Here is a 16435-nt window from a genome sequence, read left to right as displayed (position 1 = left end):
TGATTATTCCCACCTCTCTGCATGAATTCATTATTTAAACCTGCTTTCCTCTACACGCTGCTGTGTTGGCTGATTAGCCTGACAGTATTCGCGGCTGCGTCTTCGTGCAGCCAAGAGCAGAAAGCGCAGATAAAAGAGTCGTTGCCGAACCTGTCTGGTAAAGCGGGCGGCGCGCAACCCAAACTCGACAGCGTGTACATCGTTAAGTACATGAGTGCCGAGCCTAAGTTCAAAGACCAGATTGACTGGGCCAAGAAGTTCTACCGGGAACGGGGGTTCCGCCTCGGTTGGTTTCGCGACCATGAGCTGGTGCCCCAAGCCAAAACCATGCTCGGCGTGCTTGATAAGGCCGCTGATGAAGGGCTCGATCCGAAAGACTACAAAACCAAGGATTTCAACAAACTTTTCACTGATTTAGAAGCTGTTAAGAGCGATTCCACCAAGCGAAACGCCTTGGAGAAGGAGATTGATGTGGCTCTTTCCGGCACTTACTTCAATTGGGCTTCCGATTTCTATCGGGGCATCGTAGACCCGCGCAAAGTAAAGAGCGTGGCCTGGGATGTGAAGCGTAACAAAATTAAGTTGCACAAAGCCCTGATGACGATTCTGAAGGAGCGGGAAAGCACGTATCCGTACTACGAGTTCGAGCCCCTGCACCCGGAATACGACCAGTTAAAAAAGGCACTGGCCAACTACCGCGACATCCAACGCAACGGCGGCTGGCCTACTATTCCGGCGACCACCAAACTCAAACCCGGGCAGGCATCTCCGGCAATTGCGCTGCTGCGTCAGCGTTTGTTGGGAGAAAAAGCAGCGCCTAATAGCGCGCCTCCGGTAGCGTCCAACAGTTCGGAAACCCCCGTTCAAACGGTCGCAAATAAGTCGACTACGGCACCTGCCAATACGGCGCCCGCCGCGAAATATGAAGGAGATTTAGTGGCGGCCGTGAAGGCGTTTCAAACCCAAAACGGCCTTAAGCCCGATGGGGTAGTAGCGGGCGAAACCCTGCGGCTGCTCAACGTGCCCGTGGCTAACCGCATCGACCAAATCATCATTAATATGGAGCGGTGGCGTTGGGTTCCGAAGAAGTTCGAGCCCAACTATCTGCTCGTAAACATCCCCGATTACAAGCTCCACGTTATCGAAAATAACAAGGAAGCTTTCAACATGAAGGTCATCGTGGGCAAGACGCTTAACGCAACTCCGGTGTTCAGCGACAAGATGGAATCGGTGGTGCTGGCTCCTTATTGGAACGTGCCCTTCAGCATCATCGACAAGGAGATGCGCCCACGGCTGGCGGCCAACGCGCAAGCCGTTCTCGACCGTCTGGACATGGAAGTAGTGAAGGGTTGGGGCGCCAAAGCCACGCCCGTCGACCCCAACAGTATTGATTGGGCCAACGTAACACAGGCCACCTGGAAGTACACCTTGCGCCGCCGTCCGGGCCCCAAAAATGACCTCGGCGACGTGAAGTTTATCTTCCCGAATTCGCAGGATATCTACCTCCACGACACGCCTCACGACGAGTTGTTCAGCCAAGCCAAGCGGGGCTTCAGCCATGGCTGTGTGCGAGTGGAAGAGCCACTGAAGCTAGCCGAATATCTACTTCGCGACAAACCCGGCTGGGACTTGGCGCGGATAGAGGAAACTATTGCCGGCCAGCAGGAGCAGTACGTTAGTCTGCCCAAGCAAATCCCCGTGTACCTGGTTTACTTCACAACCTGGGTCGATGAAAACGGCAACGTCAACTTCCGCGATGATATTTATGGCCACGACAAGTCGCTAGCCAGAGAGTACTTTAATTAGGCGTCACCTACTTCGCAGCCTGTCTTTCCGATAAGTAAGTGTAAGCAGGTTGCTATATAAAGATCAACAAAAGCCCCACCTATTGCTTTAGCAGTAGGTGGGGCTTTTATTAATATAAATGCGGGTAGGATCCAGATATCGAAGTGCCTAGCGCCTAAATAACAATGATCCGCTGAGTTGAGGCAGCAGACTGTTGCTAGCAACATGGCAACACACAACAGCCAAGATAGCCTCCGCGTCAAAAAACAAGAACTCATAACGCTCACCAAACTCATGCTACAGCTGATTACATATGTATTACAATTGTAATCAGCTAGTAAGGCATATTTACAATTGACATTAGGCATATGTCTACGGGTTACTTAGTTTACATTGTTTAACTAAGAAGGCCAGCAGTAGCCTGAAGCATTATTGCTGTACATTTGTTAATCAATGCTTTTAGAGGCTATGGTTGACCGAATTCGACAAATTTTAAGTGCCCGCCAGCTCACGCCGACGCAGTTTGCTGATACAATAGGCGTAGCACGGCCTATCGTCAGCCACATATTGAGTGGCCGCAACAAGCCGAGCCTGGAAGTAGTGCAGAAAATAATAGCGGCTTTTCCTAAGCTGTCGTTGTCGTGGTTGCTAAGTGGCACTGGGACCATGGAGGCTAAAGAAACAGCAAGTACAGCCCTAGATGCTTCTGCCGCGGCGCCAACTGCCCGTCGTGGGGGTGCTAAAGCGTCAGAAGCTGCCCGTCCTGTCCCTGGCAAGGTCAAGACGCTATCGGATACAGCCGTGCTTGGCGTAAGTGCTCCAGAAGCGCCTATTGAAACTGATGCAGCTTCTTCCCTTTTACAGGAAGCGCCATCTCTGCCACTGTTCCCGACCTCCGCAACAGTACCCTATCCCTCTGGCCCTACCAATTCGGCTTCAAACAACCCGGCGCACGCTGCAATGAATATGGTATCTGTAGCGCCCGAACCTACTAGCGGCAATCCTGCGGCTGCTACTAAGGCAGCAGCCGCTGCTGTTGCTGCCGCTGCTATTCCGGCCGCTACATCTACCGCCGCAGCCTCAATTGCTCAGCCTTTTGCCGAGCCTGGTAAAGTCATCCGCCGCATCGTCATCTTCTATCAAGACAACACATTCACTGACTACCAGCCTGATAGCAAATAGAATCAGGCCTTGCCTTTGAACACATGTTGCAGCTTAACGGCTAGGGATAATAGTGCTAGGCTGTCAAGTGGTGGGTAGTACTGCACACTAGTACGTAGTGCAATTTGTCAGTCCTTCCTTTCTTGGTCGCAGAGGAGCAGGATATAGACCCTAATTTGCTGCTATATCTCAAGTAGATACGTTTAGGTGATGTTAGAATAGTGTAGAAGTGATGATAGTAGGTTCTAATTGGTGTTTTCGGGGTAAACCTAATCGTTAACTTTCTTAATTTCAGTAAAATAAGACGATAATATCAAGTAGTGATTTATGTAGTATAACTATGGTACTGTATTTGATTAAGTCAATAATATTTGTTACTAAAATGTTGCCGGTTTATTTGAGTGAATGCTAAGAGAATTAACATAGCCTGAGGTAGGGAAAATTAATAAAAGACAGATTGCTAGAGCCGCTAACAAGTTTAGCTATACTAAAGTATTGATGCACTAACTCGGGCAATTATAGTTTTCAGTCTAGGGCACCTATTATGCAGCAGAACGTTTTGTGGGGAAGCCTGAAATAACTCATCAACTTTTAAATTCTCTTTGCGTTGATAGTCTTATCCGGGAGGCGTTGGTAGTTGCCAGTGCCCGTTGTTTACAGATGTATATCTGTAAACAATTCGGTTTGAGGTCGGGTTACTTTGCCAGCCACGCCACTACAAATAGTTTAGCCAAGAGTAAGCTTGGCGATTTTCGGGGTGGTGCTTACCTTTGGGTTATGAAAAAATTCCGTTTGCTTTTCCTGCTCGTTGTCAGCGCCCCACTTTTCCTCTCGTCCTGCTCGCAGGCTCCCGATGCCGAAAAAGATCCTGATGCAGATGCTGCCTATAAGCGTGAGCACCGTCAGGCAGGCTACCGGGAGGCGCAACGCAGCAACGCCAACTAAGTCAGCGCCCAAGTGCTTGGTAGCTGCGCAAAGACCAACCTATGGCCTTCAAAGGCGTGGCTGCTGCAGTTTCTTTGCTGATATAACCGCAACTCTTCACCGCATGACAAAGCCCCACCAGACGCAAGTCTGGTGGGGCTTTATAGTTGTGCCTCAACAAGAGAGAGGTCAGTTGTATTAGCTGGCTAACACCGGACTGCCGGTAAAAGTAGCAACAGTGGCGCTAGGCAACAGGTCTGGCAACTGAATGCCAGCCAGCAACTGGTTCTCAAGCAGCGTGGCCCACGTGCGCAGATACAGCACTACGTCGTCGCGCTGGTTATGGCGTAGCGCATCGCGGCGCTCGAAAGGAATAGCACCCCGGATGGTTGGATCGGAGAGGCGCTCTAAGTGCGTTAGGTCGGAGCGGGTAAAGCCGAGGGCCAGCATTTCATCGATAGTAGTATCGATGGGCAGGCCGCTGGTGGGGCAGTAATCGATTAGTTGCCGCTCCCAATCGCCGTAGCGCTGCATGGCGCGCGCATGAATTTCACCTTTGGTTAGGTTCGTGATGGTTTGGGCCAAGTGGCCGCAATTGCAGCTGCCCATGTGGCCCCATTGGTACGGAGCCTGAGTAGCTAGGCGCTGAGCCGTGTCGCGGAGTGCCTGAATGACGGGAAGAGTGCTGTGAGCCATAAAACAAACGTCGTCAGAGAAATAGATACCAGCGGCTGTGTAGTCGCTGCTTGTAAAATACTAACTACCGCTGATTTGTTTCAATAAACAAGCTGTTTAGTGCCTCTTTGCTGCGGTACTACTGCCCCTAGCTTGAAACTAAAACAGCCCCGGCAAGACGCCGGGGCTGTTTCAACTTAATAATGGGGTAAGCGGCTTCGCGCTAGCGCTCGTTGCTGCTATTGCCGCCGCGGTAGGGCCGACGACCTTGGCCAGAATTAGCACTAGCGCCGCCCGCTGCCCGCTCGCCCGAAGGACGAGAAGAGGCGGCCGGCCGGTTGCCAGTGGCCCGGTTACGGTCGGGACCGCCCCGCTGGGCTCCGGCTTCGTGGCTGGGGCGCGAGCTACGGGGGGCATTTCCCTCCCGACCCGGCCGTGCGGGCCGGCCAGCCGGTCCTTTGGGCCGCTTAATAGACTCGCTACCATTCAGTAACACGGGCGCTACCGAGCGAGTGGCGTACGGATGGTTAGCTACGAGGTCAATCTGGCGGCGAATAAGCTTCTGAATGTCCTGCAAATAAGCACGCTCCTCGTCTTCCACGAATGTGAGAGCGGTACCGAAGGCCCCGGCCCGACCCGTGCGGCCAATACGGTGCACGTAGGTTTCCGGCTCGTTGGGTACTTCGTAGTTGATAACGTGCGTCAGGTCGTCGACATCGATACCACGGGCGGCAATATCGGTGGCTACCAACACGCGGGTGGTGCCGGCCTTGAAGTTGCTAAGCGCCCGCTGCCGGTGGTTCTGCGACTTATTGCCGTGGATGGCCTCGGCCGGAATGTTGGCTTTGGCCAGCGTTTTCACCACCTTGTCAGCGCCGTGCTTGGTGCGCGTGAACACCAGCACCCGCTTGATGGCTTCGTCCCTGAGCACGTGCTCCAGCAAGTCGGCCTTGTCGTTCTTATCGACCAGATAGACCCCTTGCGTGACCGTGTCGGCCGTGCTTGATACGGGCGTAACGGCCACTTTCACCGGGTTGGGCTTCAGAATGCTGTTGGCCAACTCCTGAATCTGGGCCGGCATGGTAGCCGAGAAGAACAAGGTTTGACGCGTAGTCGGCAGCTTGGGGAGAATGCGCTTGATGTCGTGGATGAAGCCCATGTCGAGCATCCGGTCGGCCTCGTCGAGGACAAACACTTCCACGTTGCGCAGGTCCACGAAGCCCTGGCTCATGAGGTCGAGCAGGCGGCCGGGGGTGGCAATCAGCACTTCTACGCCGCGCTTCAGGGTTTGAACCTGCGCGTGCTGGCTCACGCCCCCGAAAATGACGGTGGAGCGCAGCTTGGGCAAATGGCGGCCATAGGCCCCAAAGCTCTCGTTGATTTGAATAGCTAACTCCCGGGTTGGGGTGAGCACCAGGCAACGAATGCGGCCAGGCGCCCGACGCTCTACCTGCGCCGTTTGGTGCAGAATCTGGAGAATCGGGACGGTGAAGGCGGCGGTTTTGCCGGTGCCGGTTTGAGCCACCCCTAGCAGATCATGGCCTTCCAGCACCTGCGGAATAGCCTGCTGCTGAATAGGAGTGGGGGTCGTATAGCCTTCCTCGTGCAGGGCACGCAGGATAGGATCAATCAGGTTTAATTCGTCGAAAGACATCAAAAAGAAAAAAAGCGAGGCCGCGCCCTAATGGTGGCCAGATGGGCAGTGGGTACTAAGCAAGAATGCAAAGGTCGGTGGTTTTGCGGCGAAATGAACGACGTCGCCTTTTATCACCCTCATCGGCACCAAAAAATGCAGATGCAAAGCAGGTTTGAAAAACAAAAAAATGGCTCAACAGTAGTAATTGCGCACAAACTGAACGGCATCCTGGCAAGCAAAGAAAGTCGTATAAAAAATAAACGGAGTGCTGCTGCTGAGAAAGATAAGCTGGCGAAACAGCCGCTGTTTGATGGCTGGCTTCGCAGAATAGAACTTCATCAACACCTGCAACTGGATTTTCCGTTTACTTTTCTGAAAATTCTTAACATCTGCTTTGTCCCATGGAAATAATCAACCGAAAAACCGCCTACAATGGCCATTTTAAAGTGGGGTTGCTCACTGTACAAGATGGCGACGAGCAACTGAAGCGGGAGCGGTTCGAGCCGGGAACCGCCGTTGGGGCTCTCGTGTGGGATACGCAGCAGCAGCGTTACCTACTAACCCGGCAGTTTCGGGTAGGGGCGGAGTCAGAACTGGTGGAAATAGCCGCCGGCATGGTAGACGGCGACGAAACGCCGGAAAACGCTATTCGCCGCGAGATACAGGAAGAACTAGGCTACGACGTGGACCGGTTAGAGCAAATTGCCCGCATTTATCCTTCGCCGGGGGCTAATGCCGAAGTCATCACCATTTTCTTTGCCGAAGTCAGCAACAAGAGCGGCGAGGGGGGAGGGCTGGAAGAGGAGAGCGAGAAAATCGAAACCGTTGTTTTCACGCATGAGCAACTAGTAAAGCAGCAATTCGAGGACGCCAAAACGCTGATAGCCGCACAGTGGGTGCAGCTTCGAAAATGAAATAAGTATTAGAGAAACTCACGTTTCTATGCTTGGCCTACTTACGTAGCTTGTTACCATATGTGTAAAAAAATAACCCCTGGCTACTGCAGTAGTCAGGGGTTTATTAATTTATAAATAGCTAATTATAAGATAAATAAAATCTATTGGGTCTTTATGATGTACTCAAATGTTTGCTTGGTTTTGGCGTCGTTGATTAGAACCGTCAAATCCTGCGGGGTGTCAGTTTTAACAAATGGTATAGTACGTTTGCTCATATATAAGTCGCGGTTCCAGAAGCGGCCGTTGCCGGCTTCCAGGCCAGGCAGATTAAATAGTTCTTTGCCTTCCTTGTCTTTGGCCACCACGCTGAGCAGCGCCGGATCGGCGTTCGTGGAGCCGCGGCGGTACATGGTTACGCTGAGTTCGCCGCCGGGGGGCAACTGGCTGAACCGACGCTGATAGGTGGTGTCGGCCCAACTCTTGATTTTCTTGAGGGCATCGAGTTCGGTGAGCAAATCGGCGTAGGGGCGGTAGGCTACGCGGGTTACGCAAGCATCTACCTCGGCATCTTCGTCGGTGTTCTTAGTGACGTTGAGCACGTACTGGCACTCCTCGTCCTTCTTAGCCACCATGTATTTTTTGCGGGGCTTGCCCGGCATATATTGTGCCGAAGCCGATAGGGTACAAGTTAGTAGGGCAGCCAGGAGAATAATTCTCTTCATAGAAAAAGCGGTATTTACAACTGAAATAAGAGTTTCAGGCTCCTAAAGATAGGCAAGAGGTAAAAGCAGGCGGCTAGATTTCGTTTAAAAACGCGTTTCACCCGGTCGGTGAGGTTGGTTTACTGGTTGGATGAAGGATAACCTATGGTTTCGAGGAAACGTGACCTAACGGTAATATCCTCGTAAAGCCCGCTTCATAAGGGAACCCGAACTTTGAGCCGGGTAAAAATGGCTCTCGCTTATGCACGCTCCCCTCTCAATGCCCCTGTTGCGCCGAATGGTGCGCAGGCTGCCTTATGCATTCTTTCAACTCGCTCTAGGTCTGGCTTTTGCGCTCCGCTCGGTGGGGGCACTGCGAGTGCCTTTTCGGTTTCATAATGCCGACGAAGATTCGCAGGACGCTCCGCTCACCCGGCGCACCCTACCTAGCGCCCGCCTCCAACCACGCCCCGCCCTTTGACAGCGCCTACTACATCCGCCAAGAAGCGCCGCCGCGTGGAGGTAGCCGTAATTTCGGATGTGCACCTGGGTACTTATGGCTGCCACGCCGCCGAACTGCTGCGCTACCTTAAAAGCATAAAGCCGAAAGTGCTGGTGCTCAATGGCGACATTGTTGATATCTGGCAGTTCAGCAAAAGCTACTGGCCGAGCACCCATATGCGAGTGGTGCGCCACCTGGCGGGACTGGCCGCCAAGGGCACGCACATTCATTACCTCACCGGCAACCACGACGAGCTGCTGCGCAAGTTTGCTGGCACGCGCCTCGGGGCCTTCCGCATCGATAACAAGCTAGTGCTGGACTTACCCCACGGCAAAACCTGGCTTTTCCACGGCGACGTGTTCGACGTGACCATGCGCCACTCCCGCTGGCTGGCTAAGCTCGGCGCCCAAGGCTACGACCTGTTGATTCTAATCAACCGCTTGGTGAACTGGGGCCTGCACCGCTTGGGCCGTCCGCGGGTAGCGCTGTCGAAGGCAGTGAAGGACCGGGTGAAGAGCGCTGTAAATTTGGTAAGTGACTTCGAACTAACGGCCGCCACCATTGCTGCCGACCAAGGCTACCAACACGTGGCCTGTGGGCACATCCACTATCCTGAAATCAGGCCCGTCAGCACTACGAAAGGGGATGTGGTGTACCTGAATTCCGGCGACTGGGTGGAAAACCTCACAGCGCTGGAATACACCGCCAAAACCGGCTGGCAGCTTTACCGCTACGCCGACGACCCCAACATGCCTAAAGACACCGAACAAGTAATAGAAGAAATAGACGAGGAGGATACGGCGGCCGATATGCCCGTGGCCACGCTGCTCGACGGGCTGTTAGCTGAGTTTCAACTGCGCCGATCTTGAATTTAGTGCTTCGTTGTTAGTGCTTGGTGCTTAGTTGTTGGACTGAAACCGGCAACTATAGCAGTTCCCTGAACGATGTAGAGACGCGAACCGAAGGTCGGCAAAGCCAAATGGGGCGTCTTTACATCGTTCAGGAAACAACGCCGATGGCCTAATGTCTCTACTACCAACGAAACCTCAGGCCCTAAGCACTAACAACAAAGCACTAAGCACTACTAAGTAAGCACTACTAATTAAGAATGCCCCGAATTCTTTATGCCATTCAAGGCACCGGCAATGGCCACTTGAGCCGCGCCCTCGATATTGTGCCGCTGCTACGCGAGCGGGCCTCGCAGGTTGATTTGCTGGTGAGCGGACCGCCGGCCGACGTGCAGCTACCCTTCAAGGTACGTTACCGCTGCCACGGCATGGGCTTTATCTTCGGCAAGAAAGGCGGCATCAACTTCGTCAAAACCTTCTGGCAGTTGAATTCAGCGGCGTTTCTGCGCGAGATGCGTATGCTGCCGGTCGAGGACTACGACGTAGTTATCAGCGACTTCGAGCCGGTATCGGCGTGGGCGTGCCGGCTGCGCGAGGTGCCGTGCGTGGCGCTGAGCCACCAGAGTGCGGTGCTGAGCGCGGCTGCCCCCCGGCCCAAAGACGACGACATCGTCGGCCGGGCCGTGTTGCGCCATTACGCCCCCACGACGCAGCAGTTCGGCTTTCATTTCGAGCGGTACGAGCCGCATATCTCTACGCCCGTTATCCGGCAGCAGGTCCGGCAGATCACGCCCCAAAACGACGGCCACTATACCGTCTACCTGCCCTCCTTCGACGAAGAGACGCTGGTGAAGCGCCTGCGCTACCTCAGCCGCGACGTGCGTTGGGAGGTGTTCAGCAAGCATAGTCAGCAGGAGGCGGAGTACGGCAAGGTGCGGGTTCGGCCGGTGAGCGGGGCCGCTTTCACCGACAGCCTCGCCCGCAGCGCCGGGGTGCTGTGCGGGGCAGGCTTCGAGACGCCCGCTGAGGCGCTGTACCTGGGCAAGAAGCTGTTGGTGGTGCCCATGCGCAATCAATACGAGCAGAGCTGCAACGCCGCCGCGCTGGCGGGCATGGGGGTGCCGGTGGTGAAAAACCTCAAGGATAAAAGCCTGGCTGCCATCGACGAGTGGCTACAACAGGGCACGGTGGTACCCGTGGACTACCCCGATGAAACAGGCACGGTGTTGGATAGACTGTTGGCGGAAATAGGCACGCAAAAAATTATTGTTCACCCAAACTAAAGCGCCGCTACTTTTTCAACTGGATGACGTATCCGCCTTTTTGGTTGTTTGTAGCTCTGTTTTTCGAAGCCCGGGCAGCCAATTTCGTCTGGTGTCTGTCCTAGCAAAGTCTGGGGGCCCACCCTTGCCCCAGATTGTCTGTCCTATGTCTGCAACTGCTTTACCTGCTGCTTTTTTCCCGCCTACCACCCCCGCCAGCTTTTCCCGTTCCGACTTCGGGCCGGACTTTCGTTGGGGCGTGTCGGCGGCGGCGTATCAGACGGAAGGCGGTTGGAATCTAGACGGTAAAGGCTCGAGCATCTGGGACGATTTCGTGCGCCGCAAGGGCCGCATCAAACGTGGCGAGACGGCGCAGGTGGCCACCGACTTCTACCACCGCTGGCCGCAGGACCTGGACTTGCTGCAACAAATGGGTATCCGAGACTTTCGGTTTTCCATTTCCTGGTCGCGGGTGGTGCCGCACGGAATCGGGCTGGTTAATCCGAAGGGCATGGACTTTTATGACCGGTTGATAGACGGTTGTTTGGAGCGGGGCATCACGCCTTGGCCTACACTCTACCACTGGGATTTGCCTTCTACCCTGCAAGAGTTTGGGGGCTGGACCAACCGAGACATTGTGGGCTGGTTCACTGATTACGCCCAACGGGTAGGGGCCCGCCTCGGCGACCGGGTACAGAACTGGATGGTGCTCAACGAGCCAATGGTATTTACCGGAGCCGGGCACTTACTAGGCATCCACGCACCGGGTCGCCGTAGCCTGGGCGCTTTTTTGGCCGCTACGCACCACGCCACGCTGGCGCAAGCTGAGGGTGGCCGCGCTCTGCGGGCCGTATTACCGGCAGAAACTCAGATTGGGACCACTTTTTCGTGTTCCTACGTTACGCCCTGGCGGGCCAATCATGCCCGCGACGCCCGGGCCACCCGGCGCGCCGACGCGCTGCTCAACCGCCTCTTCGTGGAGCCGGCCCTGGGATTGGGCTACCCCGTTGCCGATGTGCCGCTACTCGGCTGGCTGGACCGCTACATCAAGCCCGGCGACGAAAAGCTGATGCCCTTTGACTTCGACTTTCTGGGGGTACAGAATTATACCCGCGAGGTAGTGCGCCATTCGCCCCTGGTGCCCTTGCTGTGGGCTTCTTTGGTGGGAGCCGCGCCCCGTGGGGTACCCCATACTGATATGGGGTGGGAAGTGTATCCGGAGAGTATTTACCATATGTTAAAGCAATTTGGGGCTTATCCAAATGCTCCACGCTTGCTGGTGACCGAAAATGGCGCTGCTTTTCCTGATGTGCTGACCTCGGATGGCCGTGTGCATGACGCCAGTCGGCAGGCCTATCTGCAAGCCTGCATCGGGCAGATATTGCGTGCCCGTCAGGAAGGTACCCGCGTGGATGGCTACTTCGCCTGGTCGTTTACCGACAATTTTGAATGGGCAGAAGGCTACGGCCCGCGCTTTGGCTTGGTGCACGTAGAATACGAAACCCAACGGCGCACCATCAAGGATTCGGGGAAGTGGTATAGTGAGTTTGTGGCAGGAGAAAAGCGAGACCAAGCGCCCAGAGCAGCTTCAACTCCGGCCAGTCAATCGGTGTATTTAACGCCTGGCTCTTCTGCATCGACTGTTTAGCCTAGCCCCGATACTATGTTAAATAGTTAACAAAGTAATTAAATAATTATTTGAACTTTCAATAAATATTGAAAATAAAAAAATATCTTTGAGGCAAGGCTGGTGAGGGTAAAACTGCGCTTACGTTTTCAACGGCGCGGGGAGGGAAGGTAACTGCATAGGACTAGCTGATTGGATTTTCCACGCCTTGTTCCTGCCTGTTATGTTAACTGAACTCAATGAGCCGCATTCTGATCCAGATGGTAAACCGCAGCTTTTCAAGAGGCCAGCAGTGGCACCGTGGTACTCCGGCTCGGCTGGTAGCGCGGTAGTGGCGGTAGGCGGAGCCGGTTTGCTGGGCGCTTTATTGATGGCTATTTCAACCCAGGGGTTCGAGGCATACGGCATAACGCTGTTTGTTTTCTCGCCTTTGGTTTGTGGGTTGGCCGCCTCTGTGCTCTACAATCTGAATCGGCCTGCCAAACAACAACGGTTTTTTCGGCCAGCACTGGCGGTGGTAGTCACGCTGGCGCTGCTTTGTACGATGGGGTTGCTGATCATGGGCGGCATTGAAGGCCTAATTTGTGTGCTGATGGCTTTTCCAGTGGGCCTGGTGATGGCCATATTAGGCGCCATCTTTGGGCAGGGTATTGCCGTTGCGTTGGGTGGAAGTACCCGGCGGCCGGTGCCGGTGCTGGCGGCGCTGGTGCTGGTATACCCCGCATTGCAATCATACGAAAGCCAGAACACGCCGCCGCCCCCACCGCATGAGGTGGTTACCCGTCGGATAATACAGGCGCCCCCCGCGCAAGTGTGGGCGGTGTTGATACAGCCGGTACACTATCCGAGGCGGGTAGGGCTGCTGTTCCGGGCTGGGGTAGCTTACCCAACGCAAACGGCGCTGCGCGTGGTTGCTGGCGGACGGCGTGAGCTTAGGGTGGCTTACTCGGGTAGTGCAGTGGCGCATTTGCCCGTTACGAGCTGGGTGCCGGGCCGGGAACTGCAGTTTGAAGTGCCCGTCACGCCTGAGCCCATGAAGGAGCTAAGCCCTTACCCCCGAATTCACGCGCCGCACTTGCACGGCTATTTTCAAGTGAATAGTGGCACGTTTCGCTTGCACCCGCTGCCCGGCGGGCGCACCCTGCTGGAAGCCCGCACAGTGTATCAACACAGTATTGGTCCGCGCGACTACTGGCAGCTCTGGAGCGATTATCTGCTCGACGATATGCACGCCCGGGTACTGACCACCATTCAGCGTGCGGCCGAATATGAATGAGGTCCTCCTAGCCGGAACCCCGGAGCAACAAGCGGCAACGTCCGCTCCGCGTCCGGTAGACGCGCTGCCCCGGCTCTACCAGCCCGCCGTTGTGCGCCACCTCTTCAATTCTATGGCGCTTACATACCGCTGGCACTCTATACCAGCGGCCGGCCTAACCACGTGGTGGCGCCGCCAACTGCTGGCCCGGCTCCCGTTGGCACCCGGACAGCGGGTAATTGATCTGATGACGGGCACCGGGGAGTTGTGGCCCCAACTATTGTCTCGGCTGGGGCCAATGGGCCGGGTACGAGCGGTGGATTTTTCTGGCGCGATGCTACAAGCTGCTGCCCGGCGCCGTACCCTGTTGGTGGGCAGCAAGCAAGTAAGCTTGCACGAAGCGGATGCTTGCTGTTGCGGACTAGCAACTAATTCCGCCGATATCGTAGTGAGTGCCTTCGGGCTTAAAACCCTGGCGCCGGCTGCTTATCCGGTACTGGCTACTGAAATAAACCGCCTGTTGGTGCCCGGTGGAACGGTGGCATTGGTAGAGCTGACGGTTCCTGTGCATGGCTGGCGGCGCGCTCTGTGCTTGGGCTACTTTAAGAAGCATTGGTTGCGTGTTGCGGGTAATAGGGGGGCCACTGGCGGCTCACGCTCATCTTCTAGACTATGCCCAGCGCTTCGCCACGCTGGAGGCTGTAGCCGCTTCCTGTCGGGCGGCGGGGCTGACGGCGGTACGCACCGAAAGGCTGGCGTTTGGGCTAGCCTCAGTGCTACTCGCACAAAAGCCGAAGAAAGCACCAGTAAACGATCAGCAACCACTAGCCGACTCGGGTTTGGCTTCACAATTCCATAATTAGCTGATAACTATGCCGTAACACTCTCCCGGTAGCTTTGAGGTACTAACTCTTAAATTCATTGGGATGCGACAAATTTTACTTGCAATAAGTAAAGTAAGCTTGGTAATGCTGGCATTGCAGACGGCTCCGGCCGCAGCGCAGAGTGTGCGCTTCACGGCAGCTACGGCGGTAGCCAACGAAAACGCGGGCACGGTTAGCATTCCAGTAGCTATTACCAACTCCGGGGCGGCCAGCACTGTGCAGGTAGCCTTAGTAACCGGCCTAAGCACAGCCACCGCGGGTACCGACTTCACGTATGCCGCTACCCAGACGCTGACTTTCCCGGCCGAGACGACCGTCAACCAGACACTGACTATTCCGCTGACCGATGACGCGCTGGCCGAAGGGGCCGAATACTTCACGCTACGCCTGCAAAATCCCGTCAACGCTACGCTCACGGCAGGTTCTACGGAGGTGCTGGTGTATATCAAAGACAACGATACGCAAGCGCCTACCCAGTCGCGCAACCTTACGCTTAGCCGATTAGGTTCGTATCAGAACGGGGCTTCGGGTACTAACTCGGCCGAAATAGTGGCCCACGACCCCACCAGCCAGCGCCTGTACGTAGCCAACTCGGTGGGCGGAAAGCTCGACATCCTGAGCATGGCCAACCCGGCAGCTCTGGCCCCCGTGGCGTCCATCAACATCGCACCTTATGGCGGCATCAATTCGGTGGCGGTGCGCAACGGGGTGGTGGCCTGCGCTATTGAAAACACCGACCCGCAGCAGAATGGCAGCGTGGTGTTTTTCGACCTGAACGGCGCTTTCCTCAAGCAAGTGACGGTAGGAGCATTGCCCGACATGATTACCTTTTCGCCCAACGGCCAGCTCCTTATTACGGCCAACGAAGGCGAGCCCAAATCCGACTACAGCGTGGACCCTGAGGGCACTGTATCGGTTATCGACTTTTCGGGTGGCGTAGCGGGCGTCACGCAGGCCAGCGTCACGACGGTAGGCTTCACCGGCTACAACAGCCAGGCGGCTACGTTGCGCGCGGCGGGCATCCGCCTCTACGGCGGCACCACCGCCGCGCCGAGTTCGGTGGCGCAGGACCTGGAGCCGGAGTACGTGGCCGTGTCGGCCGATTCGCGTACGGCGTATATCACGCTCCAGGAAAATAACGCCATTGCCACCCTCGATCTGACTACCCGGCAGTTCACCAGCTTGCGCACGGTGGGATACCAAGACCACCGCCAGGCCGGCTTCACACTTGATGCTTCCGACCAGACCCCGGACATTCTGCTGGCTAACTGGCCTGTCCGCGGCATGCGGGAGCCCGACGCCCTTGCGGCCTTCGAGGTGGCCGGGCAGCGCTACCTTATTACGGCCAACGAGGGCGACGCCCGCGAATACAACGCTCTCAACGAAATCAACCGTATCAGCGAAGCCGCGTACGTGCTCGATCCTACCGTATTCCCGAATGCGGCGCTGCTCAAGAACCCGCAGGTGCTCGGTCGTCTCAACGTAACCAACAAACTAGGCGACACCGATGGCGACGGCGACTTCGATGAGATTTACGCGCTTGGCGGCCGCTCCTTTAGTGTCTACAATGCTACCACCGGCGCGCTCGTCCACGACAGCGGCGACCTGCTGGAGCGCGTCACCAGCACCGACCCCACGTTTGGCGCCATCTTCAACGCCAGCAACACCACTGGCAACCCCGCCCGTAAGAACCGCTCCGACGACAAAGGCCCCGAGCCCGAAGGCATCACGACTGGCACGATCCGGGATACGGTGTATGCCTTTGTTTCGCTGGAGCGCATTGGCGGCGTGGCCGTATTCAACGTCAACAATCCTACTCAGCCGAGGCTGGTGCAATACATCAATAACCGCAGTACTACCAACGGCACCGGCGACCAGGGGCCCGAAGGGATTGTGTTTATCGCGCCAGCCAACAGCCCCACTGGCCAGCCGCTGTTGCTGCTCGCCAACGAAGTAAGCAGCACGGTATCGGTTTATACTATCCAGACCCGCGGCGTACTCAGCGCCAAAGCGGTCCGCAATGCCGAGCCGCTGCACCTCTACCCAAACCCGAGCCAGGGCGGCCGGGTGCAGCTAAGCCGGGCGGTAAGCGGTTCGCTCCACGACGTTTTGGGTCGACCAGTCCGCGCGCTGCGCAAAGCGCAGGAGCTGGAAACCGTGGGCCTCGCGCCGGGCGTGTACGTATTGCGCACCGAAGATGGTGCCAGCTCGAAGCTGGTGGTGCGCTAGAAATTGCTTTCGTGTTTTATCTCTCCCTACACTACCCCCGTATCATTATG

The 16435-nt window shown here is 55.9% G+C and carries 15 protein-coding genes; 12 read left to right on the top strand and 3 right to left on the bottom strand.

Annotated features, from left to right (window positions below; genetic code table 11):
* The first annotated feature begins 21 nt into the window (after window positions 1–21).
* The 3 genes from VF639_RS17130 (at window position 22) to VF639_RS17120 (ending at window position 3891) form a co-directional block, all read left to right on the top strand.
* The gene (locus VF639_RS17130; protein WP_331147153.1) at window positions 22–1806 is read left to right on the top strand and encodes a L,D-transpeptidase family protein; all 1785 of its coding nucleotides are present in this window, start codon (window positions 22–24) and stop codon (window positions 1804–1806) included.
* A 447-nt stretch (window positions 1807–2253) separates the two neighbouring features.
* A complete protein-coding gene (locus VF639_RS17125) occupies window positions 2254–2967 on the top strand; it encodes a helix-turn-helix domain-containing protein (RefSeq protein ID WP_331147152.1) in 714 nt (237 codons plus the stop codon).
* Window positions 2968–3723: 756 nt separating this feature from the next.
* Window positions 3724–3891 carry a hypothetical protein gene (locus tag VF639_RS17120; protein WP_331147151.1) on the top strand — a complete coding sequence of 56 codons (168 nt, stop codon included), beginning with the start codon at window positions 3724–3726 and terminating at the stop codon, window positions 3889–3891.
* 177 nt (window positions 3892–4068) lie between these two features.
* Here the strand turns inward: VF639_RS17120 and VF639_RS17115 are convergent, their stop codons facing one another.
* Together VF639_RS17115 and VF639_RS17110 are read right to left on the bottom strand one after the other, a co-directional pair.
* Window positions 4069–4566, bottom strand: a complete 498-nt coding sequence (locus tag VF639_RS17115) for a hypothetical protein (protein ID WP_331147150.1) — start codon at window positions 4564–4566, stop codon at window positions 4069–4071.
* Window positions 4567–4768: 202 nt separating this feature from the next.
* The gene (locus VF639_RS17110; RefSeq protein WP_331147149.1) at window positions 4769–6199 is read right to left on the bottom strand and encodes a DEAD/DEAH box helicase; all 1431 of its coding nucleotides are present in this window, start codon (window positions 6197–6199) and stop codon (window positions 4769–4771) included.
* A 93-nt stretch (window positions 6200–6292) separates the two neighbouring features.
* Here VF639_RS17110 and VF639_RS17105 point away from each other — a divergent pair, with 93 nt between their 5' ends.
* Window positions 6293–6592 (top strand): hypothetical protein, encoded by a 300-nt coding sequence (locus VF639_RS17105; protein WP_331147148.1) that lies wholly within the window; start codon window positions 6293–6295, stop codon window positions 6590–6592.
* The gene (locus VF639_RS17100; RefSeq protein WP_331147147.1) at window positions 6583–7095 is read left to right on the top strand and encodes an NUDIX hydrolase; all 513 of its coding nucleotides are present in this window, start codon (window positions 6583–6585) and stop codon (window positions 7093–7095) included. The genes VF639_RS17105 and VF639_RS17100 overlap by 10 nt, the downstream gene beginning before the upstream one ends.
* Before the next feature lie 143 nt (window positions 7096–7238).
* On the opposite strand, the gene VF639_RS17095 is transcribed toward VF639_RS17100, so the two are convergent.
* Window positions 7239–7799: a hypothetical protein gene (locus VF639_RS17095; RefSeq protein WP_331147146.1), complete on the bottom strand. Its 561-nt coding sequence runs from the start codon at window positions 7797–7799 to the stop codon at window positions 7239–7241.
* 241 nt (window positions 7800–8040) lie between these two features.
* Between VF639_RS17095 and VF639_RS17090 the strand changes: the two genes are divergently transcribed.
* The 7 genes from VF639_RS17090 (at window position 8041) to VF639_RS17060 (ending at window position 16385) form a co-directional block, all read left to right on the top strand.
* Entirely contained in the window at window positions 8041–8259 is a 219-nt protein-coding gene (locus VF639_RS17090; protein WP_331147145.1) for a hypothetical protein, read from the top strand.
* Entirely contained in the window at window positions 8256–9149 is an 894-nt protein-coding gene (locus VF639_RS17085) for a UDP-2,3-diacylglucosamine diphosphatase (protein WP_331147144.1), read from the top strand. The genes VF639_RS17090 and VF639_RS17085 overlap by 4 nt, the downstream gene beginning before the upstream one ends.
* A 239-nt stretch (window positions 9150–9388) precedes the next feature.
* A complete protein-coding gene (locus VF639_RS17080; RefSeq protein ID WP_331147143.1) occupies window positions 9389–10411 on the top strand; it encodes a glycosyltransferase family protein in 1023 nt (340 codons plus the stop codon).
* 145 nt (window positions 10412–10556) lie between these two features.
* Window positions 10557–12038, top strand: a complete 1482-nt coding sequence (locus VF639_RS17075) for a GH1 family beta-glucosidase (RefSeq protein ID WP_331147142.1) — start codon at window positions 10557–10559, stop codon at window positions 12036–12038.
* 202 nt (window positions 12039–12240) lie between these two features.
* Window positions 12241–13293, top strand: coding sequence for a hypothetical protein (locus VF639_RS17070; RefSeq protein WP_331147141.1), 1053 nt, complete (start codon window positions 12241–12243; stop codon window positions 13291–13293).
* On the top strand, window positions 13286–14131 hold the full coding sequence (locus VF639_RS17065) for a class I SAM-dependent methyltransferase (protein ID WP_331147140.1): 846 nt from the start codon (window positions 13286–13288) through the stop codon (window positions 14129–14131). The genes VF639_RS17070 and VF639_RS17065 overlap by 8 nt, the downstream gene beginning before the upstream one ends.
* Before the next feature lie 67 nt (window positions 14132–14198).
* Window positions 14199–16385, top strand: a complete 2187-nt coding sequence (locus VF639_RS17060; RefSeq protein ID WP_331147139.1) for a choice-of-anchor I family protein — start codon at window positions 14199–14201, stop codon at window positions 16383–16385.
* The last annotated feature ends 50 nt before the right edge of the window (window positions 16386–16435 follow it).

Source organism: Hymenobacter sp., from assembly GCF_036387835.1.
Taxonomy (GTDB): Bacteria; Bacteroidota; Bacteroidia; order Cytophagales; family Hymenobacteraceae; genus Hymenobacter.
This window is presented reverse-complemented; position numbering and strand designations above follow the sequence as displayed.